Origin of the sequence: Nocardioides sp., from assembly GCF_030149505.1 — a bacterium.
Classification (GTDB): Bacteria; Actinomycetota; Actinomycetes; order Propionibacteriales; family Nocardioidaceae; genus Nocardioides.
In genome coordinates, this window is sequence record NZ_JASBRN010000012.1 from 83053 (window position 1) to 105474 (window position 22422).

Annotated in this window: 23 protein-coding genes; 14 read left to right on the top strand and 9 right to left on the bottom strand. The window is 73.6% G+C overall.

Annotation, left to right across the window (positions count from 1 at the left end):
• The 4 genes from Q1V71_RS02055 to pknB are packed head-to-tail and all read left to right on the top strand — an operon-like array spanning position 1 to position 6294.
• Positions 1-1401: an FtsW/RodA/SpoVE family cell cycle protein gene (locus tag Q1V71_RS02055; protein WP_300640063.1), complete on the top strand. Its 1401-nt coding sequence runs from the start codon at positions 1-3 to the stop codon at positions 1399-1401.
• Positions 1398-2900, top strand: a complete 1503-nt coding sequence (locus Q1V71_RS02060; protein ID WP_300640066.1) for a penicillin-binding protein 2 — start codon at positions 1398-1400, stop codon at positions 2898-2900. The genes Q1V71_RS02055 and Q1V71_RS02060 overlap by 4 nt, the downstream gene beginning before the upstream one ends.
• Positions 2897-4480 carry a serine/threonine-protein kinase gene (locus Q1V71_RS02065; protein ID WP_300640069.1) on the top strand — a complete coding sequence of 528 codons (1584 nt, stop codon included), beginning with the start codon at positions 2897-2899 and terminating at the stop codon, positions 4478-4480. The genes Q1V71_RS02060 and Q1V71_RS02065 overlap by 4 nt, the downstream gene beginning before the upstream one ends.
• Entirely contained in the window at positions 4477-6294 is a 1818-nt protein-coding gene (gene pknB / locus Q1V71_RS02070; RefSeq protein ID WP_300640072.1) for a Stk1 family PASTA domain-containing Ser/Thr kinase, read from the top strand. Before Q1V71_RS02065 ends, pknB begins: the two co-directional genes overlap by 4 nt.
• A gap of 37 nt (positions 6295-6331) precedes the next feature.
• Here the strand turns inward: pknB and Q1V71_RS02075 are convergent, their stop codons facing one another.
• Positions 6332-7180 (bottom strand): DUF881 domain-containing protein, encoded by an 849-nt coding sequence (locus tag Q1V71_RS02075; RefSeq protein ID WP_300640075.1) that lies wholly within the window; start codon positions 7178-7180, stop codon positions 6332-6334.
• 106 nt (positions 7181-7286) lie between these two features.
• Between Q1V71_RS02075 and Q1V71_RS02080 the strand changes: the two genes are divergently transcribed.
• The 4 genes from Q1V71_RS02080 to Q1V71_RS02095 all read left to right on the top strand — a co-directional run bounded on the left by Q1V71_RS02080 (position 7287) and on the right by Q1V71_RS02095 (position 9598).
• Complete coding sequence (locus Q1V71_RS02080; protein ID WP_300640078.1) at positions 7287-7742, top strand: cell division protein CrgA; 456 nt, start codon at positions 7287-7289, stop codon at positions 7740-7742.
• 76 nt (positions 7743-7818) lie between these two features.
• Entirely contained in the window at positions 7819-8304 is a 486-nt protein-coding gene (locus tag Q1V71_RS02085) for an FBP domain-containing protein (RefSeq protein WP_300640081.1), read from the top strand.
• Positions 8301-8876, top strand: a complete 576-nt coding sequence (locus Q1V71_RS02090; RefSeq protein WP_300640084.1) for a TetR/AcrR family transcriptional regulator — start codon at positions 8301-8303, stop codon at positions 8874-8876. Before Q1V71_RS02085 ends, Q1V71_RS02090 begins: the two co-directional genes overlap by 4 nt.
• Entirely contained in the window at positions 8873-9598 is a 726-nt protein-coding gene (locus Q1V71_RS02095) for a response regulator (protein WP_367280115.1), read from the top strand. Before Q1V71_RS02090 ends, Q1V71_RS02095 begins: the two co-directional genes overlap by 4 nt.
• 43 nt (positions 9599-9641) lie before the next feature.
• Here Q1V71_RS02095 and Q1V71_RS02100 read toward each other — a convergent pair whose 3' ends face one another.
• A complete protein-coding gene (locus Q1V71_RS02100) occupies positions 9642-10799 on the bottom strand; it encodes a histidine kinase (RefSeq protein WP_300640087.1) in 1158 nt (385 codons plus the stop codon).
• Between the two features lie 131 nt (positions 10800-10930).
• On the opposite strand from Q1V71_RS02100, the gene Q1V71_RS02105 reads away from it, so the two are divergent.
• From Q1V71_RS02105 to bla, 3 genes are read left to right on the top strand one after another with little or no spacing between them, the layout of a single operon-like run.
• Positions 10931-11878, top strand: a complete 948-nt coding sequence (locus Q1V71_RS02105) for an ATP-binding cassette domain-containing protein (protein WP_300640090.1) — start codon at positions 10931-10933, stop codon at positions 11876-11878.
• Positions 11875-12705, top strand: a complete 831-nt coding sequence (locus tag Q1V71_RS02110; RefSeq protein ID WP_300640093.1) for an ABC transporter permease — start codon at positions 11875-11877, stop codon at positions 12703-12705. The genes Q1V71_RS02105 and Q1V71_RS02110 overlap by 4 nt, the downstream gene beginning before the upstream one ends.
• Positions 12705-13712, top strand: a complete 1008-nt coding sequence (bla, locus tag Q1V71_RS02115; RefSeq protein WP_300640095.1) for a class A beta-lactamase — start codon at positions 12705-12707, stop codon at positions 13710-13712. The genes Q1V71_RS02110 and bla overlap by 1 nt, the downstream gene beginning before the upstream one ends.
• 210 nt (positions 13713-13922) lie before the next feature.
• On the opposite strand, the gene Q1V71_RS02120 is transcribed toward bla, so the two are convergent.
• Positions 13923-14717, bottom strand: a complete 795-nt coding sequence (locus Q1V71_RS02120; RefSeq protein ID WP_300640098.1) for a rhomboid family intramembrane serine protease — start codon at positions 14715-14717, stop codon at positions 13923-13925.
• Between the two features lie 107 nt (positions 14718-14824).
• A complete protein-coding gene (locus Q1V71_RS02125) occupies positions 14825-15337 on the bottom strand; it encodes a peptidylprolyl isomerase (RefSeq protein ID WP_300640099.1) in 513 nt (170 codons plus the stop codon).
• Between the two features lie 233 nt (positions 15338-15570).
• Here Q1V71_RS02125 and Q1V71_RS02130 point away from each other — a divergent pair, with 233 nt between their 5' ends.
• A complete protein-coding gene (locus tag Q1V71_RS02130) occupies positions 15571-16323 on the top strand; it encodes a hypothetical protein (protein WP_300640102.1) in 753 nt (250 codons plus the stop codon).
• A gap of 71 nt (positions 16324-16394) precedes the next feature.
• On the opposite strand, the gene Q1V71_RS02135 is transcribed toward Q1V71_RS02130, so the two are convergent.
• From Q1V71_RS02135 to Q1V71_RS02150, 4 genes are all read right to left on the bottom strand, one after another.
• Positions 16395-17393, bottom strand: a complete 999-nt coding sequence (locus tag Q1V71_RS02135; RefSeq protein WP_300640105.1) for a 1-acyl-sn-glycerol-3-phosphate acyltransferase — start codon at positions 17391-17393, stop codon at positions 16395-16397.
• 185 nt (positions 17394-17578) lie between these two features.
• On the bottom strand, positions 17579-18415 hold the full coding sequence (locus Q1V71_RS02140; protein ID WP_300640108.1) for a patatin-like phospholipase family protein: 837 nt from the start codon (positions 18413-18415) through the stop codon (positions 17579-17581).
• Positions 18416-18440: 25 nt separating this feature from the next.
• Positions 18441-18869, bottom strand: coding sequence for a DUF3817 domain-containing protein (locus Q1V71_RS02145; RefSeq protein ID WP_300640111.1), 429 nt, complete (start codon positions 18867-18869; stop codon positions 18441-18443).
• Entirely contained in the window at positions 18866-19654 is a 789-nt protein-coding gene (locus Q1V71_RS02150; protein ID WP_300640114.1) for an SURF1 family protein, read from the bottom strand. The genes Q1V71_RS02145 and Q1V71_RS02150 overlap by 4 nt, the downstream gene beginning before the upstream one ends.
• 104 nt (positions 19655-19758) lie before the next feature.
• On the opposite strand from Q1V71_RS02150, the gene Q1V71_RS02155 reads away from it, so the two are divergent.
• Complete coding sequence (locus Q1V71_RS02155) at positions 19759-20490, top strand: FadR/GntR family transcriptional regulator (RefSeq protein WP_300640117.1); 732 nt, start codon at positions 19759-19761, stop codon at positions 20488-20490.
• On the top strand, positions 20487-21215 hold the full coding sequence (locus Q1V71_RS02160) for a sterol desaturase family protein (protein ID WP_300640120.1): 729 nt from the start codon (positions 20487-20489) through the stop codon (positions 21213-21215). The genes Q1V71_RS02155 and Q1V71_RS02160 overlap by 4 nt, the downstream gene beginning before the upstream one ends.
• A 158-nt stretch (positions 21216-21373) precedes the next feature.
• Here the strand turns inward: Q1V71_RS02160 and Q1V71_RS02165 are convergent, their stop codons facing one another.
• Positions 21374-22321 carry a hypothetical protein gene (locus Q1V71_RS02165; RefSeq protein WP_300640123.1) on the bottom strand — a complete coding sequence of 316 codons (948 nt, stop codon included), beginning with the start codon at positions 22319-22321 and terminating at the stop codon, positions 21374-21376.
• Between the last annotated feature and the right edge of the window lie 101 nt (positions 22322-22422).

The following is a 22422-nucleotide window of genomic DNA, read 5'->3' on the forward strand; positions in this document are numbered from 1 at the left end:
ATGTCGCAGACGACCGGCAACCCGATCCTCGGTTTCGTGCACCGTCGCCGCCGCGGCGCGGAGCTCTTCCTGCTGGTGCTGGCCCTGGCCGTCGGCATCGGTGCCTACGCCGCCGTCGGGGTCGGCGTCGAGGGCGCCGTCCCCACCGACCTCATCGGGTACGGCGGGTGGCTGGCCGCCCTCGTGGTCGGCGCGCACATCGTCGTACGCCTCGTCGCGCCGTACGCCGACCCGGTGCTGCTGCCCGTCGTGGCCGCCCTCAACGGGCTCGGCCTGGCCGTGATCCACCGACTCGACCTCACCGAGGACACCGGCTTCGCCGCCCAGCAGCTGGTGTGGATGACGATCGGCGTCGCGCTCTTCGTCGGCACCCTGGTGCTGCTGCGCGACCACCGCATCCTCACCCGCTTCACCTACACATCGGGCCTGGCCGCGATCGTCCTGCTGCTCATGCCGATGCTGCCGCTGATCGGCAACGAGGTCCGCGGCGCCCGCATCTGGGTGCGCCTGGGCCCGGTCGGCATGCAGCCCGGCGAGGTCGCCAAGGTGCTGCTCGTCATCGCCTTCGCCGGCTACCTCGTGTTGCACCGCGACGCGCTGGCGCTGGCCGGGCGCCGGCTGCTCTTCGTCGACCTGCCCCGCGGGCGCGACCTGGGGCCGATCCTCGGCATGTGGCTGATCAGCCTCGGCATCCTGGTCTTCCAGCGCGACCTCGGCTCCAGCCTGCTCTTCTTCGGGCTCTTCCTCTTCATGCTGTACGTCGCCACCGAGCGCGCCGGGTGGCTCGTCGTCGGCGGGGGGCTCTTCCTCGGCGGCGCCCTGGTGGCCTGGCAGCTCTTCAGCCACGTGCAGACCCGGGTGAACGTGTGGCTGAACCCGTTCGACTACTACGGCCCCGGCACCAACGACTCCGCCTTCCAGCCGGTCGAGGCGACCTTCGGGATGGCCTGGGGCGGGCTGCTGGGCCGCGGCTTCGGCGGCGGCGACCCGGGGCGGGTGCCGTTCGCGGAGTCCGACTTCATCATGGCCGCCATCGGCGAGGAGCTCGGGCTGACCGGGATGATGGCCGTCCTGGTGCTCTACGGGCTGATCGTCGAGCGCGGCCTGCGGGCGGCGCTGATCTCCCGCGACGGCTTCGGCAAGCTGCTGGCCACCGGCCTGGCCTCGGTCTTCGCGCTGCAGGTCTTCGTGGTCATCGGTGGGGTGACGGGGCTGATCCCGCTCACCGGCCTCACCACGCCCTTCCTGTCGTACGGCGGGTCGTCGCTGGTCGCGAACTGGGTGATCATCGCGCTGCTGCTGCGCGTCTCCGACCTGGCCCGCCGCCCGGTCCCCGAGCTCACCACCGCCGACGACGACGCCGGTGACCAGGACACCCAGGTGATCCGGGTGGCTCGATGAACAAGCCGATCCGCACCATCTCGGTGGCCTTCCTCGTCCTCTTCCTGGCACTGATGGCCAACGTGACCTATCTGCAGTACTGGCGCGCCGACTCCCTCGCCGACGACGGGCGCAACCGTCGTGCCGTCGACGAGGCCTTCTCCCAGCCGCGCGGAGCGATCCTCGTGGGCCGGGAGCCGGTCGCGGAGTCGGTGCCGTCCGACGACCGCTTCGAGTACCAGCGGACCTACCCGCAGCCGCTCGCCTACGCGCACATCACCGGTTGGTACAACTACTTCAACGCCCAGTCCGGCGCCTGCAGCACCTGCCAGCGACGGATCGAGCAGACCCAGGACGACCTGCTGAGCGGCGAGGACGACCGGCTCTTCGTCACCCGCCTCGTCGACCTGCTCAGCAACGAGACCTCCGAGGGCGGCAACGTCGCCCTCACCCTCGACCCCGTGGCCCAGCGCGCCGCCTTCGACGGCCTGCGCGAGGTGCTCGGCCCCGAGGGCCAGGGCGCGGTCGTGGCCCTCGAGCCGCGCACCGGCAAGGTGCTGGCGATGGTCTCCCTGCCGACCTTCGACCCCAACCGGCTGGCCAGCCACGACCTCTCCGTGGTCAGCAGTGCGGGGGAGGAGCTCGAAGAGGACCCGGCACAGCCCTTGCTCAACCGCGCCATCCAGACCACGCTGCCCCCGGGCTCGACGTTCAAGGTCGTGACGGCGGCCGCAGCGATCGAGAACGGCCTCTACGAGGTGGGTGACGACGTCCCCGGCGGGCCCACCTTCCAGCTGCCGCAGACCACCGGCGACACCGGCCTCATCGACAACCAGGGCCGCTCCTGCGGGGCGAGCACCGTCCCCTTCGCCCAGGCCATGGCCCAGTCCTGCAACACCACGTTCGCGCGGCTGGCCATCGAGGTCGGCGCGGAGCGGATGGAGGAGCAGGCCGAGGCGTTCGGCTTCAACCAGGAGTACTTCGACGACCTGCTCCCCCAGGCGGTCTCCCGCTTTCCCGAGGAGATGAACGAGCCGCAGACCGGGCAGTCGGGCATCGGCCAGTTCGACGTCGCCGCGACCCCGCTGCAGATGGCGATGGTCGTCGCCGGCATCGCCAACGGCGGCACGGTCATGAAGCCCTACCTCGTCGACGAGGTGCAGAGCCCGGAGTTCGAGCAGATCGAGCAGACCGACCCCGAGGCACTCTCCGAGGCGGTCTCCTCCTCGACGGCCTCCCAGCTCACCGACCTGCTCGTCGCGACCGTCGACGAGGGCACCGCCAGCCCGGCGGCGATCCCCGGCGTGCAGGTGGCCGGCAAGACCGGCACGGCCCAGAGCGGCCAGGACGACGTGCCGCCGTACGCCTGGTTCGTCTCCTTCGCCCCGGCCGACGACCCCGAGGTCGCCGTCGCGGTGATGATCCAGGAGGCGCCGGGCATCGAGCGCGGCGAGATCGCGGGCGGCCTGCTGGGCGGCCCGATCGCGAAGGCCATCATGAAAGCGGTGATCAACCGGTGACCCCGCCCGACAGCCCGTCCGACAGCTCGCTCGGTGGTGCCGGTGAGTTCGCCGACGACGCCCGGCGCTACCTCCTCGAGTCCCGGATCGCCACCGGCGGCATGGGCGAGGTCTGGCGCGCCCGCGACACCACCCTGGGCCGCACCGTCGCGGTCAAGGTGCTCAAGCGCGAGTACGCCGACGACGCCACGTTCCGCAGCCGGTTCGAGACCGAGGCCCGGCACGCCGCCTCGCTGCACCACCCCGGCATCGCCGCGGTCTTCGACTTCGGCGAGGCGCAGTCCGTCGACGGGTCGGGTGTCCCCCGGCCCTACCTCGTCATGGAGCTCGTCGAGGGCCAGCCGTTGTCCGCGCTGCTGCGCCCCGGCTCGCCCATGGACCCCGGTGCGGCCGCCGCCCTCATGGCCCAGGCCGCGGACGCCATCGCCGCCGCACACGCCGCCGGGATCGTCCACCGCGACGTGAAGCCGGCGAACCTGCTCGTCACCCCCGACCGGCAGGTCAAGGTCACCGACTTCGGCATCGCCAGGGCCGCCGACAGCGTCAGCCTCACCCAGACCGGCCAGGTCATGGGCACCCCGCAGTACCTCTCGCCCGAGCAGGCGCGCGGCAGCACCGCCACCGAGGCCTCCGACGTCTACTCCCTCGGGGTCGTGGCCTACGAGTGCCTGGCCGGACGGCGCCCCTTCGACGCCGGCTCCCCGGTCGCGACCGCGCTCGCGCACCTCAACCAGGAGCCGCCCGCCCTCCCCGACAGCGTCCCCGCCCCCCTCGCAGCGGTCGTCATGCGCGCCCTGGCCAAGGACCCGGCCGAGCGGTACGCCGGGGCCGGAGCCCTCGCCGCCGCCCTGCGCGACCCGGCAGGCTCGGGTGCGCCCGGCGGCGCGGCCGCCGCGGGTGCCGCCGGGGCCGGCGCCGCTGCCGCGGCGGACGCGCCGACCTCCGTCGTACCTCCGGTGGGGCCGCCGCTGGGAGCCACCGACGACCCGGCCACCGCCGTGCTGCCCGGTCTCGGCGCGGCCGCCGCTCCTGCGACCGCGGCGACCGGCACCGTGCCGGCCGCGCATCAGCAGGACCGCAAGGCCTTCCCGTGGGCGACCCTGCTGCTGGTGGTCGCACTGGTGTCCGTGGTCGTGCTCGTCGTGGTGCTGCTGCTCACCTCCGACGGTGACGAGGAGCCCGAGGAGGACCCGACGCGGACGCCCCCGAGGTCGCAGAGCCAGGAGCCGACCGAGGAGCCGACCACCCCGTCGGCGCCGGCGACGGTGGAGATCACCGAGTCCGACTACACCGGGCGCGACTACCGCGAGGTGCAGGAGCGGCTCTCCGACCTGGGGCTGAGCCCGGTCCTCAACGAGCTGAGCAACGACGGCAACCAGGAGCCGGGCATCGTCGACGGCGTCAACCCGACCGGCACACTGACCGAGGGCGACCAGATCACCATCTCCTACTGGGGCCCACGGCCCGAGACGCCGACGCCCACCCCGACCCCCAGCGAGGCCACTCCCTCGCCCGCTCCGTCAGAGAGCAGCTCGGACGCAGCGCTGCTCTCCGAGTCCAGCGAGGAGGCGCAGCAGTGAGCGAGACGGTCGGCGGACGCTACGAGCTCGGTGAGCTGCTGGGCCGCGGCGGCATGGCCGAGGTCCGCAAGGGCACCGACACGCGGCTGGGTCGCGTGGTCGCGGTCAAGCGGCTGCGCACGGACCTGGCCAGCGACGCGACCTTCCAGGCGCGCTTCCGCCGGGAGGCGCAGTCCTCGGCCTCGCTCAACCACCCCGCGATCGTGGCCGTCTACGACACCGGCGAGGAGCCGGGCGCCGACGGCAGCGGCATCGCCCAGCCCTACATCGTGATGGAGTACGTCGCCGGGCGGACGCTGCGCGACATCCTGCGCGAGGGGCGCAAGATCCTGCCCGAGCGGGCCCTGGAGATCACCAGCGGCGTGCTGTCGGCCCTGGACTACTCCCACCGCGCGGGGATCATCCACCGCGACATCAAGCCGGGCAACGTCATGCTCACGCCGAGCGGCGACGTCAAGGTGATGGACTTCGGGATCGCCCGGGCGATCTCGGACGCCTCCTCCACGATGACCCAGACCGCGGCCGTGGTCGGCACCGCGCAGTACCTCTCCCCCGAGCAGGCCCGCGGCGAGACCGTCGACTCCCGCTCCGACGTCTACTCCGCCGGCTGCCTGCTCTACGAGCTGCTCACCGGCCGACCGCCCTTCATCGGCGACTCCCCGGTGGCGGTCGCCTACCAGCACGTGCGGGAGCAGGCAGCGCCGCCCAGCGACCACGACACCGACCTGCCGCCCGAGCTCGACGCCATCGTCATGAAGTCGCTCGCCAAGCGGGTCGAGGACCGCTACCAGTCCGCCGCCGCCATGCGCAGCGACATCGAGCGCTACCTCGCCGGCCGACCCGTGCAGGCCGCCGCCGTGCCGCCGGTCGTCCCCGGTCCCGCGACCGGCGCGACCCAGGTCGCGGGTCGTCCGATCGCCGCCCCCGTGGCCGGTCCGCCCGTCCCGCAGGCCGAGGACGAGCGCCGCACCCCCGTGGGCTTCCTCGTGCTGCTGGGGCTGCTCGTGATCGGCCTGGTCGTCGCCGGCGCCCTGCTGTGGCCGCGGCTGTTCCCCGCCGCTCCCGACGAGAGGGCGGTCCCCGACGTGGTGGGCCGCTCCGAGAGCCAGGCCCGCCGGTTGCTGGGCGAGGCCGGCTTCGAGGTCGCCCCCACCGAGTTCGAGACCTCCGACCGCCCCGCCGGACGCGTGATCGACCAGGACCCCAGCGGCGACAGCTTCGTGGCCCCGGGCTCGGTCGTGACGATCACGGTCAGCAGCGGGCCGCCGGAGGTGGCCGTGCCGAACGTGACCAGCCAGCTGCTCGGGCAAGCCAAGGCCACCCTGGAGGCGCAGGGGTTCGAGGTCGAGGTCGTGCGCTCCGACACCGACGACCCGCGCAACCAGGTGCTCTCCCAGGCCCCCGAGGCCGGGGCCGAGGTCGCCGAGGGCAGCACCGTCACCCTCACCGTCAGCGACGGGCCCGAGGAGGTGCCCGACGTGCGGGGCCAGCAGCAGGCGGCCGCCGAGCGGGCGATCCGCGACGCGGGCTTCAACCCCGTGGTCCGCGAGGACCCGACGTCGACCGAGCCCGCGGGCACCGTGGTGGACCAGGCCCCGGCCGGCGGCTCGACGCAGCCGCAGGGCACCGACATCCAGCTCTTCGTCTCGACCTTCGTCGAGCCGACCGAGGAGCCGTCGGAGGACCCCACCGACGACCCGACCGACCTGCCGACCGACGAGCCGTCGCCGACCGAGTCCCCCTCGGCGCTGCTCGGGGGCGGCCGGGGGCCCAGCAGCTCGTCCTCCCCGGCCGCTCGGCGGCGTACGCGCTGACGCCTGGGCCCGAGACCCGGCGACCACCGCCGACCGGCTACGCGAGCGGCTCGGCGTAGGACAGGTCGAGCAGGCCGTCGTACGCCGGTGCCTCGACCTCCTCCTCGACGCTCATCTCCCAGCCGATCTGGATGTCCTCGGTCAGCGACTGCTGGCGGTAGAACGAGAGGTAGGGGTCGCCGTCCACCGACGCGGCCAGCACCTCAGGGTCCCCGACCGCCTCGATGACGTAGGGCTGCGGGTAGGGGACGCCCTGGAGCGTGACCGAGTTGGCCTCGCACTTGATGCCGGTGGTGGAGACGATCCGCTGGCCCTGGACGGTCACGGCGCTGGCGCCGCCGCGCCACATCGCGTTGACGACGGCCTGGATGTCCTGCTGGTGGACGATGAGGAACTTCAGCGGCTGGGTGGTGTCCTCGGCCTGCAGAGGGGAGTCCGCGAGCACGATCCGGACCCCCTCGCCCTCGCGGGGGGTCAGGCCCGAGGGGTCGCGCAGCTCCTCGACGCGCGCCTGGACGCGCTGCACGTCGCGGCTGCCGACCTGGGCGCTCAGGTCGCTGACCTGGCCGGTGAGGTCCTCGACGCGCGCGCGCAGCTCCTCGTAGGCCTTGGCCTCGGCCTGCACCAGCGAGGCGAGGTCGGTGTAGCGCCCGGCCCGGAGGTCGGTGCCCTCGCTGTTGACCGCGCTCACGGCGAAGAGCGAGCCGCTGAGCAGCACCATCAGCGGCGTACCCACCCGCCAGGGGCTGCGGGGACGAGCCGGCGTCGCGTCACCGCTGCGGGCCCGGCGCAGCGCCCGGAGCGCGCGCGCGGGCGCACCGCCCCGAGGCGCCTCGGGGCTCTCCCCCGGGCCCGCGGGCGGCCTCACGTCGGTTCCCGTGCTCATGCCCACTAGGGTAGGCGCCTGGGCCAGCCCGCCCGGCCCCCGCACGTGCACCGCAGTCGGTGCGGTGCGGCCCCGCCTGACCCGGAACCTCGAGGAGCACCCTGCCGTGAAGGACATCGACCCCTTCGACGACCGAGTCCGAGGTCCCGTGCTGTCGGTGCGGTTCGGCATCTCGCTGCTGCTGATCGCCCTCGGCATCGCGTGGATCGTCTACTACTACGTCGCGGTGCGCCCCGACCCCACGGTGCTCGACGCCACCGCGGGCTCCCCCGCCTTCATGGCCGACCTGGTCCGGTGGAACTACGTCATCGGCTTCGGCCTGTTCTTCCTCGGCCTGGCCGTCGCCGCGCACCCCTCGACCCCGCTGGGCCGGGGCCGGGGCGTGGTCGTCGGCATGCTGGGCTGCTTCGTCCTCGGCCTGCTGTGGATCTGCACGTTCTACGTGCTGGCCGACGGCACGCTCAACGACGTACCGATCATGAACGACCTGCAGCAGTCCAACCTGTTCGTCGGCATCGCCTTCATGGCGGTCGGCTTCACCTACGCCACGCGGTGGGAGTGAGCAGCAGTCGCGACCCTGGCCGGCTAATCATCGTCGGATATTGCCTATAGGTTGTAGGTCCCGTACGGTCGAGCACGTGGAGCCCCTCACCGAGCGCGAGATCCGTGCGTCCTTCGTCAACTGCACCCGCGGCGAGGTGTCGCGTCTCGCCGTCCCGCCGGTGGACGAGGTGGCCTGGTCCGGGCTCGACTTCCTCGGCTGGGTCGACCCGAAGGCCCCGCAGCAAGCGGCAGTGGTGGTGCCGCACGACGGCACCGTGATCGGGATCAAGCTGCGTCGCAACACCCCCAGTGGCGCCGGTCGGCGGATGTGCTCGTGGTGCTGCACCGTGCACCCGGGCAGCGGGGTGTCGCTGATGGTGGCCAACCGCGCGGGCCGCGCCGGACGTGAGGGCAACACGACCGGCGTCGACGTCTGCGCGGACCTGCGCTGCTCCGACTACGCCCGCGGGCGCGCCGTCCCGGCAGCGGCAGACGTGGTTCGCGAGACGATCTCCCCGCAGCAGCGCTCCGACCGGCTGCGACGCAACCTCGCGACCTTCGTGCGTCGGACCCTGCGGTGAGTCGCGTCGGGCTGTCCCGGTCCGTGGTGCTCGACACCGCCGCCCGCCTGGCCGACCGGGACGGGCTCGGGGCGCTCACCGTCAGCGCGGTCGCCAGGGAGCTGGGGGTCCGGGCACCCAGCCTCTACTCCCACGTCCAGAACGCCGAGGACCTGCGCGCCGGCGTCAGCGCCGTCGCCCTGACCGAGCTCGCCGACCGGGTCGACCGGGCGCTCGCCGGCCTCGCCGGCCGGGACGCCCTCGGCGCCCTGGCCGACACCCACCGGCGCTACGCCCGCGAGCACCCCGGACGGTACGCCGCGGCCGGGGTGCTCGACCCCGCCTCGTCGCACGACCTGGTCCAGGTCGGCCGCCGGCACGCGGAGCAGTTGCTCGCGGTCCTGCGCGGGTACGCCGTCCCGCCCGAGGACCGGGTCCACGCCGTACGCCTGGTCGCCAGCGTCGTGCGGGGGTTCGTCGATCTCGAGGTCGGAGGCGCTCTCGCCGGCAGCGAGCCCCCCGCCGCGGAGTCCTGGCCGCGCGTGCTGGAACGGCTCGACCACGCCCTGCGGACCTGGGAGGCGCACCCGTGACCGCGCCCCCGGGACCGGCCCCCGAGGACAGGGCCGCCGAGGACAGGGCCGCCGAGGACGCTCTCCCCGTGCGACGCCGCGTCGTGGTCGTCGACGACGACGGCGTGGTGCGCTCGGGACTCGCGCTGATGTTGCGCGGCGTCGCGGACCTGGAGGTCGTGGGTGAGGCCGCGGACGGTCGCGCAGCGGTCCGGGTCGTGGAGGAGCAGCGACCCGACGTCGTGCTCATGGACATCCGGATGCCGCGGATGGACGGTCTCGAGGCCACCCGGGTGGTCATGGCACGGCCGCGACCCCCGCGGGTCCTCATCCTGACCACGTTCGAGGCGGACGCGTACGTGCTCGAGGCGCTGGCGGCCGGAGCCGACGGGTTCCTGCTCAAGGACACCGAGCCGGCCGGCATCGTGGACGCGGTCCGGAGGGTCGCGGCGGGGGAGCCGACGCTCTCCGCGTCGGTGATGCGGACCGTGCTCTCCACGCTGCGCGAGGACGGCCGCCGCGAGCGGACCCGCCAGGCGCGCCGCCGCCTCGACCGCCTCACCGAGCGCGAGCTCGAGATCGCCCTCGAGGTCGCGCGGGGGGCCGGCAACAACGAGATCGCCCGTCGTCTCCACCTCTCGGTCACCACGGTCAAGGGACACATCGCCCAGCTCTTCGCCAAGCTCGACGCGGTCAACCGGGTGCAGGTCGCGATCTGCGTGCACGACGCCGGCCTCGACTAGCTCGCGCGACCCCGGGCCCACCCGGCCGGGCGCAGCACCGCGGTCAGACGGTCCACGGGACCCACACGCGCAGCACGAACTCTCCGTGCTCCGGGCCGTGGTCCAGGGTGCCGCCGGCCAGGTGGACCCGCTCGGTCAGCCCGACCAGGCCCAGCCCGGAGCCGGGCGTGGACGTCGGGCCGAAGCCGAGGCCGTTGCGCAGCACCAGCGTCAGTCCGGACGCGGGGGTGCCCTCGACCTCGACATGGACCTCCGCGTCAGGGGCGTGCTTGCGGGCGTTCGTGAGCCCCTCCTGGAGGACCCGGTACGCCGTGCGCCCGACGCCGGCCGGGACCCGTTCGCGCGTGCCGTCCGCCAGCCCGTCGGCGAGCACGACCCGCATGCCGGTGGCGCGGGCCTCGGCGACCAAGTCCGGCAGGTCGGCGTACGCCGGCTGCGGCGTGTGCGGGACCTCGCTGTCGCCCCGCAGCACGCCCAGCACGTCGCGGAGGTCGCCCAGCGCGTCGTGCGCGGAGGCCCGGATCCGCTCGGCACCGGCACGGACCTCCTCGTCCTCGACCTGCTCGCCGTACCCCAGGGCCCCGGCCTGCACGGCGATCTGGGTGATCCGGTGCGCCAGCACGTCGTGCATCTCCCGCGCGATGCGCGTGCGCTCCTCCCAGCGCGCACGGCTGACGCGCAGGTCGCGCTCGGCCTCGGCCACCTCGGCCCGGCGCCGCAGCGTCCACATCAGCTCCCGGCGCGATCCGAGGAACATGCCCCACGCGATCGTGGCCGAGACGAAGACGGCGTCGATGGGGACGCTCAGCCAGCGAGGGTCCAGCTGCGCCGACGGGTGCAGCGAGATCCACACCTCACCGCTGGCCACGCTCAGCAGCCCGGCCGCCACGATCCGCCCCCGCCGGCGGCTCGTGGCCAGCGAGACCAGGGCCAGGACGGAAGCGCCGCCCGCCACCGCGCTGAAGGCCGCCAGGCAGATGGTCGCGAGGGCCACGCGCAGCGGTGCGCGCCGGCGGAACCAGACCAGGCCGAAGGCAACCAGGCCCAGCGCCAGGTCCCGCCAGCGCTCGGCCGGCTCCTGGTCGGGGAACACGGTCAGCCACGCGGTGAGGCTGAAGAGCCCGGCCACCGCCAACCGCCACGCCTGGCCACTCCACCCCAGCGCGGGCTCCGCCGGGGCCGGGTCGTGCGCTCGGGTCATGCTGCGACCCTAGGCGCCGACCGGCGGCCCGCGGACCCTGCCGGAGGTCGGCCCACCCCCTACCAAAGGACTGCCCAGGACGGGCTCGAGGTGCCGTGTGCGGCGTCCGGCGCCACGCCAGGCTGGAGCGCATGATCGACGTCAGAGAACTCACCCGCAGCTACGGCGCACACCGAGCGGTGGACGGCATCAGCTTCACCACCCGCCCCGGCCGGGTCACCGGCTTCCTCGGTCCCAACGGTGCCGGCAAGAGCACGGCGATGCGCATGATCATCGGCCTCACCGCCCCGACCAGCGGCACCGCCACCATCGGTGGCGTCGCCTACCAGGACATCGTCAACCCCGGGCGCCACGTCGGGGTCCTCCTCGACGCCGGCGCGCAGCACGACGGGCGGACCGGTCGGGAGATCCTCACGATCGGGGCGCAGACCATGAGGCTCCCCCGGTCGCGCGTGGACGAGATGCTCGCCACCGTCTCCCTGTCCGACGAAGAGGCCCACCGCCGCTTCCGGGACTACTCGCTGGGCATGAAGCAGCGACTGGGCATCGCCCACGCGCTGCTCGGCGACCCGGCCGTGCTCATCCTCGACGAGCCCGCCAACGGGCTCGACCCGGCCGGTATCCGCTGGATGCGCGACCTCCTGAAAGGCTACGCCCGCCGCGGCGGCACCGTGCTCCTGTCCAGCCACCTGCTCCACGAGGTCGAGCTGGTCGCCGACGACCTGGTCCTCATCGGCCGCGGGCGGATCGTCGCCCAGGGGGACCTGGCCAGCCTCGGCTCCGGCGACGGCCGCGGGGCCGCGCTGGTCACGGCGCAGGACAACGACGCCCTCGCCGCGGCCCTGGCCCGAGAGGGCCTGCGCAGCGAGCCCGAGGGGACCGGCCTGCGCGTCCACGCCGGCACCGCCGACGTCGGCCGGGTCGCGGCCGAGCACCGCCTGGTGCTCACCGACCTGCGCAGCGGCGCCCAGGGACTCGAGGACCTCTTCCTCGAGCTCACCGCCTCCACCCAGCGCGAGGCCCCGTCGACCACCGACGGCCACGCCACCACCTCCACGACGAAGGGAGCTCCCCGATGAGCACCGGTCCCACCTCAGCCACCGCTGCCAGCACGCCGAGCGGCAGCGCCGGCACCACCGCCACCCTGCCGCGCCTGGACTCCTCCGGCACCCCGGCGGTCGGCCTCTCGACGCTGGTCCCCGTGGAGCTGCGCAAGGCCGTGGACACCCGGGCCGGCCGGTGGCTGGTCGCCGCGATCCTGGCCCTGACCGCCGCGGCCGTCGCCCTGGTGGTGGCCGTCAGCGACGACGGCGAGCGCACCATGGCGGACCTGCTGTCCTTCGCCGCGACGCCGCAGGGCCTCCTGCTGCCGGTCCTGGGCATCCTGCTCGTCACGGGCGAGTGGTCCCAACGCACCGCCCTGGTGACCTTCGCTCTGACGCCCTCGCGGTCGCAGGTGGTCTCGGCCAAGCTCCTGGCCGCGCTGCTGCTGGCGCTCGCCGCGGTCGTGGGTGCGATCCTCGCGGCCGCGACGGCCACCGCCGTGAGCGGGACCGAGGACGGCTTCGCCGACGTCGGCGTGACGACGATCCTGCTCTTCGCCGCCCTGCAGCTGCTCAACGTGGTGATGGGGGTCGCCTTCGGACTCCTCCTGCTCCGCACGCCGACGGCCATCAGCGTGTTCTTCATCCTGCCCGCCGTGTCCTCGATCCTCTTCACCACGGTGCCGGCGCTCGCCGACCTGGCCCCGTGGCTGGACATCCAGACCGCGCAGATGCCGTTGGCCAACGGCGACTTCTCCCTGACCGGGGAGCAGCTGGGCCAGGTCGCGGTGACGGGCCTGCTGTGGGTCGGGCTGCCGCTGCTGGCCGGTTGGTGGCGCGCCACCCGGGCCGAGGTGAAGTGATGGCCCACCACCGCGGGTCCCCCGCCCGGCACCACGCCATCGGGCGCCGCCGCTTCCGTCGTACGGCGCTGGCGACCGCCGTGGGCATCGGTCTGGCCCTGACCGGCTGCTCGGCCGCCGGCGACGGGGGCGGGTCGCGCGCCGCCGACGGCACGGCCGCGTCCACGCCCCTCTCCACGACCGCCTCCACGACCGCCGGGGCTTGCGTGAGCGAGCAGGACCTCGCGGCCCGCTTCGGTCGGCTGGAGGCGGAGCGCGATGTCCGCGTCGGCGTCCACCTCCTCGACACCGGGACGGGGGTCGAGCTCTCCCACCGGGGCGGGGAACGGTTCGCGTTCGCCTCGACGATCAAGGCGCTCGCCGCCGCGGTGGTGCTCGACCGGCTCTCGACCCGGGAGCTGGGGCGCCGGTTGCGGTGGACCGAGGACGAGCTCGTGCCCTACTCCCCGGTCACCGAGCAGCACGTCGCCGACGGGCTCACGGTGCGGGAGGTGCTCGACGCGGCGGTCACGGTCAGCGACAACACCGCGGCCAACCTGCTGCTGGACGTCCTGGGGGGTCCGCAGGTCCTGGACCGGGCGCTGGACGAGGTCGGCGACACCACGACCCTCGTGGTGCGCCGCGAGCCCGAGCTGAACGACTACGCCCCGGACGACACGCGGGACACCACGACCCCGCGGGCGCTCGCCGAGAGCCTGGCTGCCTTCGCGATCGGAGGGGAGCTCGCGGCGGCCGACGAACGCGCGCTGAGGTCGCTGCTGTGGCGCAACACCACGGGCGACGACCTCGTCCGGGCGGTCGTCCCCGACGGCTGGCGCGTCGGCGACAAGACCGGCACCGCGTCGTACGGCACCCGCAACGACGTCGCCGTCCTCACCCCGCCCGGGCGTGAACCGCTCGTCCTGGCGGTGATGACGCGCCACGCCGACCCGGACGCCGAGCCCGACGACACCGCCGTCGCGGAGGCGGCGCGGATCGCCCTCGAGGGGCTCTGCCTCGGCGGGTAGCAGCGGTCCGGCCGGTCGGTCCCGGCAGGCCTGCGGCCAGGGAGGTTCTGCACAGCTGGGGACAGTCCTGTGGACGAACTACACGCGTGTAGTTATCCCCAGTTCTCTCCACACCTGTGCACTCACCGCGGCTGGTCGCGGCCGCTCACCCGGGGCGGCGCGCGTGAGGTTCAGCGGCGCTCCGGGTGGACCTCACGGTGACGGGGACGGTCAGGCCGTCGCGAGCCGAGCGAGCATCGCCAGCGCGAGCACGAGACCGACGAGCACCAGCCCGCCGACCTGGTACGCCGTGCGGCGCTTGCCTCGGGGGGCGTAGACCAGCAGCGCGGCGACCACGAGGCCGCCCGCGAAGCCGCCGAGGTGGCCCTGCCAGGAGATGTTGGGGAAGGCGAAGGTGATGAAGAGGTTCACCGCGAGCAGCACGCCGATCTGGCGCAGGTCGCCGCCGGTCTTAAGGACACAGATCGTTAAGGCGGCCAAGAGTCCATAGACGGCTCCAGATGCGCCAAGCGTCGGCTGAAATTCGTAGGACAACCACAGGATCGCCGCCGACCCCGACAGCAGGCACATGAAATAGAGAGCAAGGAAACGAGCGCGTCCGAAGACTTGCTCCAACTGCGGGCCCAGGATCCAAATTGCAAGCATGTTGAACGCGATATGTACGAAACTGATGTGCGCAAAGCCAGAGGTCAGCACTTGCCAGTAAGCACCGTCCGTAAAGCCAGAGATAAAGCCTCCAGCAGGACAGGATTGCTCGGACTGAGCAAAGTCCGGCAAGCAGTAGCCACGAGCTCTCAACGCGATCAAATCAACGAGCCGACTGCCACCACCGCCGGTGAGCGCGATCGCGAGCCACACGCCGACGTTGACCGCGATCAGCCCGATGGAGGTCGCGCTGGCGTCGCTGGGCCGCATGCCGCCGTACGTCGTGCGGCCCGAGCGGGTCTGCTTCGCCCCCTGGGCGACGCAGTCGGGGCACTGGAATCCCACGGCGGCGTCGCGCATGCAGTCGGGGCAGATGGGCCGCTCGCAGCGCTGGCAGCGGATGTGGGACTCCCGACCGGGGTGCCGGTAGCAGACAGGCACCCCGGTCTCGGGAGTCGGAGGCTGGCTCACGCCTCCTTGATCTCCACGGACTCGAAGACCACGGGCTCGACCGGGCGGTCGCCCGGACCGGTCTTGGTGGCGGCGATCGCGTCGACGACGTCGCGCGAGGCCTGGTCGGCGACCTCGCCGAAGATCGTGTGCTTGAAGTTCAGCCACGTGGTCGCACCCACGGTGATGAAGAACTGCGAGCCGTTGGTGCCCGGGCCGGCGTTGGCCATGGCGAGCAGGTAGGGCTTGTCGAAGGTGAGCTCGGGGTGCGGCTCGTCCTTGAAGGTGTAGCCCGGGCCGCCGGTGCCGGTGCCGAGCGGGCAGCCGCCCTGGATCATGAAGCCCGCGATGACGCGGTGGAAGCCCAGGCCGTCGTAGAACGGGCCGCTGCGGCCGTTGCCGGCGTCGTAGGACTTCTCGCCGGTCGCGAGGCCGATGAAGTTGGCGACCGTCTCGGGCGCGTGGTTCGGGAAGAGGTTGAGGGTGATGTCGCCTCGGTTGGTCTTGAGGACGGCCTGCGGTTCAGCCATGACTGCCTTTCACGCGTTCGGGGTACACCGGGGTGTACGACGGGGATCCGTCGTGCGCGACGATCCTCGCACGCGCGACAAGCATCCTTCCGGGGACCCGGGTGGGTCACCGAGCACCTCCGGCACGCCTGTCCCCACCGGCTTCCAGGGGGGCTCCCACCGGGTGAGCGACCTGGTGGGGTGGGGGAGCGCGTGGTCAGATGGACCGGAACGGCACGAACCGAGGAGAGGAAGTGACGCGGATGCGTCTGCGCAGGAAGAAGTCCTTCATCGAGCAGGCCGGGGACTACGTGGAGTCGGTGGTCGACACCGTCCGTCCCCAGGTGGAGGCTGCCCTGACCGAGGCCCGGGAGAAGGCCGGTCCCGCGATCGCCGACGCCCGCACCAAGGCGACCCCCTACCTCCTCGAGGCCCGTGACAAGGCCGTCGAGCTCGGCAGCGAGGCCCGCGAGAAGGCCGGCCCTGCGCTGGCCGACGCCCGCCGCAAGGCCGCGCCGTACGTCGCCTCCGGCACCGCCCTCGCCGCCGCGAAGGGCCACGAGCTCGGTGACCGCGCGAGCGTCACCCTCGACGACGCGCGCGCCGCGGTCTCGGAGAAGGTCTCCGGCAAGGTCGCCGACCTCAAGGGCGAGCAGCCCACGAAGGGCTCCAAGCTGAAGAAGCTGGTGCTCATCGGCGGCCTCGCCGGTGTCGTGGCCCTCGTGGCCCGCAAGCTCCAGGGCGGCCAGGACTCCTCCGCGTGGCAGTCCTCCTACGTGCCCTCCCCGCCGCCGAAGGCGCCGGCCGCCACCCCGACCTCGGCGGCGGCCACCCCGTCGGCCCCGATGGCCGGCTCGGCCACCGCCGCCGGCAGCGAGAGCGACGACACCGGCGGCTCCTCGCCCGACGAGGCGCTGGCCGACAGCGCCGAGGGTGCGCACGAGGTCACCACCCCGGACGACCCGGCGACCACCGTCGACCTCGACGGCGGGGCGCACAAGAAGTAGCAGCCGCCGGCACCAACCACAGCACCTCTCGCCGAGCCGGCGGGTCCACCCGGACCCGCCGGTTCGTCGCGTCAGGTACGACGGCGGCGGCGAGGTGGGATGTCCTCGGGCCTGTGCGTCTCGACCCAGTCGTCGATCCGGGCCCACCAGTCGAAGAGCCACTCGATCCGGGCGTCGCGGTCGGTGGGGATCTCCGCGCGCGGCACCTGCCACCACTTCATGGTGATCCGCTTGTCCATCGGCAGCTCGCGCCACAGGTCGCCGACCGTCATCACGTGGTCGAGCCCGGTGTGGGCGACCAGCACGACGTCGGCGTCCGGTGCCGCGTCGAGGGCTGCGAGCAGCCCGCCGGGCCGGGGCGCCAGCACGTGCACCATCTCCTCGGCCCGCCGCGCCATCGCGTGCAGCCCGAGCTTGTCCAGCCGCTCGATCGCACGGCTGCGGCGCGCGTCGGTGAAGTTGCCCCCCTCGGGGAAGATCACGAACGCGTCGTCCTCGTCCAGCCCGGTGGCCAGCGCGGCGATCTCGGCCTCGAGGTCCGTCCCGCGGTCAGGGGTGATGAACCGCGCGGGGATCCGGTGCAGCAGCGTGTCGATGACCGGGTCCCAGGCCAGCGTCGCCTTGAGCACGACCCGGGGCTCGCGGCTGTACCACGCCATCAGCGTGTGGATCAGGGTGAAGGAGTCGCCGGGGCCGGCGTGCCGGCAGCAGACCAGGATCGGCACGCCGGGGTGCGCGTCGGGCGCCGAGCCCTGGCTCACGACCTCCAGGTGCAGCACCCGACGCGCCTCGGAGAAGAGCAGGGCCATCACGCCCTGCACCAGGTCGTAGTGGATGCCCTCGAAGTACGGCGTGCGGATCCGCCGCCCGAAGCCGGAGGCCAGCCACAGGCCCAGGAGGACGAGCAGCAGCACCGCCTCCATCGTCAGGTAGAGCACGACCATCCACAGCAGCCGGGGTGCGCGCCAGCGACCGGGCAGGAAGGGCGAGGCCGCCGCGGCCCCGAGCACCCACAGCGGCAGCGTGGTCCACACGAGCACGGTGAGGGCCAGCACCAGCGGCACGCTCACCGCCCGCCGCAGCACCCTCACCTGGACCTCACCGCCCCATCACACCACCTGCGGCACCGCGCGACCCGCACTCACGCCCGCAGCGGGCTGCTGGTCCGGTCGCACCGGCGCGTCCTGCGGGGAGTCGCGCCCGCCGTGCGAGGCACTGTGCACCGGGGCGCGGCGCCGGACGTACGGCGCGGACGTCACAGCCCCTGGGCCTCGAGGTACGCAGCACCCGCCTCCCGGCTGAGCCGGATCTTCTCGGCCACGGCGCGGAAGTCGCGCCCCGCGAAGACCGAGTCGTCCCGCCCGGAGGTGCCGCCCGCGGGGAGCACGTGGGCCTCGACGTCCTCGGGCAGCTCGTCGAGCTCCCGGTGCAGCCGGTGCCGGCGCGCGACCTCGAAGGAGACGCGCGCGACGTCCCAGGGCCGCCGGGGCGGGCGCAGCGGCCGGTCGATCCGGCCCACCTGGAGCACGAAGATCCGGGTGGCGCCGAGCTGGTGAGCCCGCGCGACGGGGACGGAGTTCACGATGCCGCCGTCGAGGTAGTGCTCCCCGTCGATCCGCTTCGGGGGCAGCAACCCGGGCACGGCGGCGCTCGCGACCACCGCGTCGACGACGTCCCCGGAGTCGAACCAGTGCTCCGCGGCCCGCTCGATGTTGGCCGCACAGACCTGGAGCGGCACCGCGAGGTCGGCGAAGGTCACCTCCCCGAGCTCCTCCCGCAGCCGGGTCGCCAGCGGGCGCGCCGACCACACGTGGGTGCCGGTCACGACGGCCCGCCGGACCGCGCGCAGCGGGTTGTCGCCGTACACCTCCTTGGAGGAGGCCGCGACGCCCTGCCACAGGTCGGTGAGCCGGTCCACGACGCCGGGGTGCGGGTCCTGGGCGACGAAGGCGCCGTTGAGCGCGCCGACGCTGGTGCCGAGGACCAGGTCCGGGGTGATGCCGCGGTCGAGCAGGGCACCGAGCATGCCGACCTCGACCGCGCCGAGCGCGCCTCCGCCACCGAGGACGAAGGCGGTGCGGGGCGCGGTCACGGTCGACGGGGTGAGGACGGGGGCGTCAGCCGGCGGCGGGCGCGGTCGGCCCTGTCGGCCCGGTCGACCCGGCGTCGGCCCAGGCCTCGGCGCGCACGCGACGGGTGGCGCGGTGCTCGGCCCAGAAGCTCAGCAGCGGCACGGTGCCGCTGACCAGCGTGACGGCGGTGAACGGGATGTCCCAGTCGGCCCGGCGCGAGAGCCAGAAGGCGCTGAACAGGAAGATCATGTAGAGCCAGCCGTGGGCGACCCCGAGGTACGCGGAGATGTTGGAGCCCAGCTCCCAGCCGGCACCGGTGTCCTTGGCCAGCCAGGGTGCGTCGGAGACGAGGTAGCCGTAGTGCAGCGGCAGGCCGACCAGGCACAGCACCACCAGCAGGACGCCCACGATGGCGGCCATGGTGCGGTAGGCCCGCAGCGGGGTGCGGAGGTCGTCGGGGAGCTCGTGCGTCACGTGCCCGACGGTACCGGGGTGTCCGACGCCGGCTCCTCGGCCGCGTCCTCCTCGTCGCGGCGGCGGGTGACGTCGCGCACGTAGCGCCACCACACGAAGGCCGCGAAGGCCGCGAAGACCACCCACTCCAGGGCGTAGAGCAGGTTGCGCAAGCCGGTGCCGCCCGCCGGCGGGGGTAGCTCCTCGAGGTCGGCGGGCGCCAGGGTGGCGGCCGCCTCGAGCGGGTCGGTGCGCTCCTGGTCGAGCACGGCGTAGGCGCCGTAGAGGTCCTGGTCGACGTGCTGGATCAGGTCGGCGGTGCGGACCTGCGGGACGACGTCGTCGGTGCGGTCGATGTCGGCCTCGCCGGTGCCGTCGGTGGGCTGCAGCCACGCGGTGACCGCTCCAGGGCCGGTCGGCGCGGCCGGGGCTTCCTCGACCGTGGGCGACCAGCCGAGCACGACGGGGAGCGCCGGGTCGGTGGCGGCACCCACGGCCAGCGGGGTCACCACCCAGAACCCGTCGCGCCCCTCGTGCTCGCGCCCGGAGACGTAGACGGTGCCCTCGGGGAGCCAGCTGCCCTCCACGAGCACCGGCTGGCCGACGTACTCACCCGGGAACGGGTCGTCGGGACCCATCGCCTCGGCGAGCGGGATCGGCTCGACCTGCGTCAGGTCGACGGCCTCGGCGTCGCGTCGCGCCTGGTAGGAGTCCCACTGCCACCAGCCCAGCCCGCTCGCCGCGGCCACCATGAGCAGCGCGAGCAGGTGCGCGCCCCAGTATCTGGGGGCGAGGATGGAGGGCACGCCTCCAGGGTACCGGCGCGGCCGAAGCCCGCTCGCAGCGGTGACTCCTGCCAATTGGTCTGACCACTTGACCTCTGCCAGTCGCCCTGACTACCGTCGATCTCATGCCGCTGACCCCGGTGACCCGCCGCTCGGTGCCCGACGAGGTCTTCGACCAGGTCCTGGCCGAGGTCGTCGACGGCGGCCTCGCGCCCGGTGAGCAGCTGCCCAGCGAGCGCCGCCTGGCCGAGGTCCTCGGCGTCTCCCGGCCAGCCGTGCGCGAGGCCCTGCAGCGGATGGCCGCCACCCGACTGGTCGAGGTCCGCCAGGGCGAGGCCACGACCGTCCGCGACTTCAAGAGGTACGCCGGCCTCGACCTGCTCCCCCGCCTGCTGGTCCGTGCGGGGGGTCTGGACACCGCCGTGGCCCGCAGCGTGCTGGAGGCGCGGCTGGCCGTGGGCCCGGCCGTCGCGGCGCTCGCCGCCGAGCGGGGTGGCCCCACGCTGGCCGCGATGCTGGACGAGGTCGTGGACCGGCTCAGTGCCACCGACGACGACGTCGAGCGCCAGGCGCACGCCCTCGAGCTGTGGGACCAGGTCGTGGACGCCGCCGACTCGATGGTCTTCCGGCTGATGTTCAACAGCCTGCGCGCGGCGTACGAGCCCGCGCTGGAGGCGCTCGCGCCCGTGATGGCCCTCGAGGTCGGCCAGGTCGAGGCCTACCGGCTGCTCGTCGCCGCGATCGCCAGTGGCGACCCCGAGGTCGCCCGGGCCGCTGCCGACCGGGTCCTGCGACCCGCCACCGACACGATCCTGGGCGCGCTCGGCGCCCTCGACCCGACAGGAGACGTCCGATGACCCGTGTCGACCCTCGCATCGAGGCGGAAGCAGCTGCCCAGGTGGCGGCGGACGAGGCCCGGATCACCGGGCAGGCACGCCGCCGTCAGGCGCTGCCGCTCTTCGGGGCCTTCCGCCAGTTCTGGCGCCACCCCAGCCCGCCGGTCATCACCGCGGCGCTGGTCGTGGCGGTCACCGGGCGGGTCCTCTCCGGCGCGGGCACCTGGTGGGAGCTGCTCGTGCCCGCCGTCCTGCTCGGGCTCTTCCCGCTGCTGGAGTGGACGGTCCACGTGGTGGTGCTGCACTGGAGGCCGCGCAGCATCGGTCGCCTGGTCATCGACCCGCACCTGGCCCGCGAGCACCGCGCGCACCACGCGGACCCGCGCGACCTGCCGCTGGTCTTCATCCCGTTCCGCTCGCTCGTCGGGATGATCGTGTCCCTCGCCCTGCTGTCGTGGTGGCTGGCGCCGAGCGCGACCTGGGGCTGGACGGTGCTGGTGACGACGTACGCCGTCGCGCTCGGCTACGAGTGGACCCACTACCTCGTGCACAGCGACTACAAGCCGCGCACCCGCGTCTACCGCGCCATCTGGCGCAACCACCGGCTGCACCACTACAAGAACGAGCACTACTGGTTCGCCGTCGTCACCGCCGGCACCGCCGACCGGCTCCTCGGCACCTACCCCGACCCCGGCACCGTCCGCTCCTCGCCGACCGTCAAGGCGCTGCACTCCCAGGACGCCTGAGCCCGCCCGGTCGCTCGCTCACTCGGCACGCATTCGAGCGTGACTCGGCGCGGATTCGAGAGTGAGTCGGCGCGCGACGACTCGGCCTCGAATCGGTGCCGAGTCACGCTCGAACCGGTGACGAGTCACCGTCGAACCAGCGCCGAGTGGCGGGAGGGTCAGTCGGCGCAGGCGGCGAAGGGGAGGCCGCGGCGCAGGGTGAGCTCGGCGGCGGCGACGGGGTCGACGAGGCGGTAGCCGATGCGCCCGGTGCCGGGATCGGCGACGCCGCCCTCGAAGGCGCGCGCCACGTCGGGGGAGGACTCGGCCAGCTCGACCCGGGCGAAGAGGTCGTCGCGGTCCTCACCGAGGCGGATGGTGGCCAGCGTCCCCTCCAGGTTCACGGCGTACGCCGTCAGCGGCTCGAGCCCGGCCGCCCCGTCCGGCGCGGGGACGCAGCCGCGCTCGACGTAGGTGCCGACGGCCGGGCCGGTGACGAGCATCCCCGTCGCGTCGTCGGACGCCCAGGACTCACCCACCTCGACGTCGACCGCGGCCCCGGAGAGCACGAGGCCGTCGTCCACGTCGACCACCGCGTCGGCCAGCGGACCGACCCCGGCCTCGACGGCCTCCTCGACCGCGCGCGGGTCGATGATCGGGTGCAGGCCGAGGATCCAGCCGACCTCCTGGCCCTCGGCGTCGAAGAGCCGGGCCTCCCAGCCGACGTCCTCCTGGGTGAAGCTGTGGTCACGGAGCAGCTGCGGGCCCACGGGACGCAGCAGTCCGTCGGAGAGGATCGCGGTCTCGCGCTGGGCGCGGTCCCAGAAGGCCGCGCGTTCACGGGCGGGCAGGTCGCTCGAGAGCTCGAGCAGCCCCAGCTGAGTGGCGGCCCGGTCGAAGTCGGTGACGGTCACCGCGGTGACATCCAGCGGGACGTGAGGGAGCGCGCGCTGAGCCGGGGTCACCGAGTCGGCACTCACCGACTGGGTCGCGACGGGTCCGGGGGGCTCGACGCCCTGCGGGGGTGCGTCGTCGCCGCTGCACCCGGTCAGGGCGGCGCCCAGGGCGAGCACGACGACGCCGACGGCCACCCGGCCGCCGACCCTGCTCGGACGAGTCACACGCACGGGCAGAGAGTGTGCCACCCCGGGGACCTCCGGATCGTGACTTCTGCCCGACCGAGACAGCCGTCCCGGTCGGTCGCCGCCGACGGGACGTCATGCGCGCT

Coding starts and splice junctions, on each gene's coding strand:
- Q1V71_RS02110 (WP_300640093.1), top strand. CDS start 11,875: ATGAGCACCGGTCCCACCTCAGCCACCGCTGCCAGCACGCCGAGCGGC.
- Q1V71_RS02120 (WP_300640098.1), bottom strand. CDS start 14,717: ATGCGCGACGCCGCCGTGGGATTCCAGTGCCCCGACTGCGTCGCCCAG.
- Q1V71_RS02160 (WP_300640120.1), top strand. CDS start 20,487: ATGACCCGTGTCGACCCTCGCATCGAGGCGGAAGCAGCTGCCCAGGTG.
- Q1V71_RS02055 (WP_300640063.1), top strand. CDS start 1: ATGTCGCAGACGACCGGCAACCCGATCCTCGGTTTCGTGCACCGTCGC.
- Q1V71_RS02075 (WP_300640075.1), bottom strand. CDS start 7,180: ATGAGCACGGGAACCGACGTGAGGCCGCCCGCGGGCCCGGGGGAGAGC.
- Q1V71_RS02155 (WP_300640117.1), top strand. CDS start 19,759: ATGCCGCTGACCCCGGTGACCCGCCGCTCGGTGCCCGACGAGGTCTTC.
- Q1V71_RS02105 (WP_300640090.1), top strand. CDS start 10,931: ATGATCGACGTCAGAGAACTCACCCGCAGCTACGGCGCACACCGAGCG.
- Q1V71_RS02100 (WP_300640087.1), bottom strand. CDS start 10,799: ATGACCCGAGCGCACGACCCGGCCCCGGCGGAGCCCGCGCTGGGGTGG.
- Q1V71_RS02125 (WP_300640099.1), bottom strand. CDS start 15,337: ATGGCTGAACCGCAGGCCGTCCTCAAGACCAACCGAGGCGACATCACC.
- bla (WP_300640095.1), top strand. CDS start 12,705: ATGGCCCACCACCGCGGGTCCCCCGCCCGGCACCACGCCATCGGGCGC.
- Q1V71_RS02060 (WP_300640066.1), top strand. CDS start 1,398: ATGAACAAGCCGATCCGCACCATCTCGGTGGCCTTCCTCGTCCTCTTC.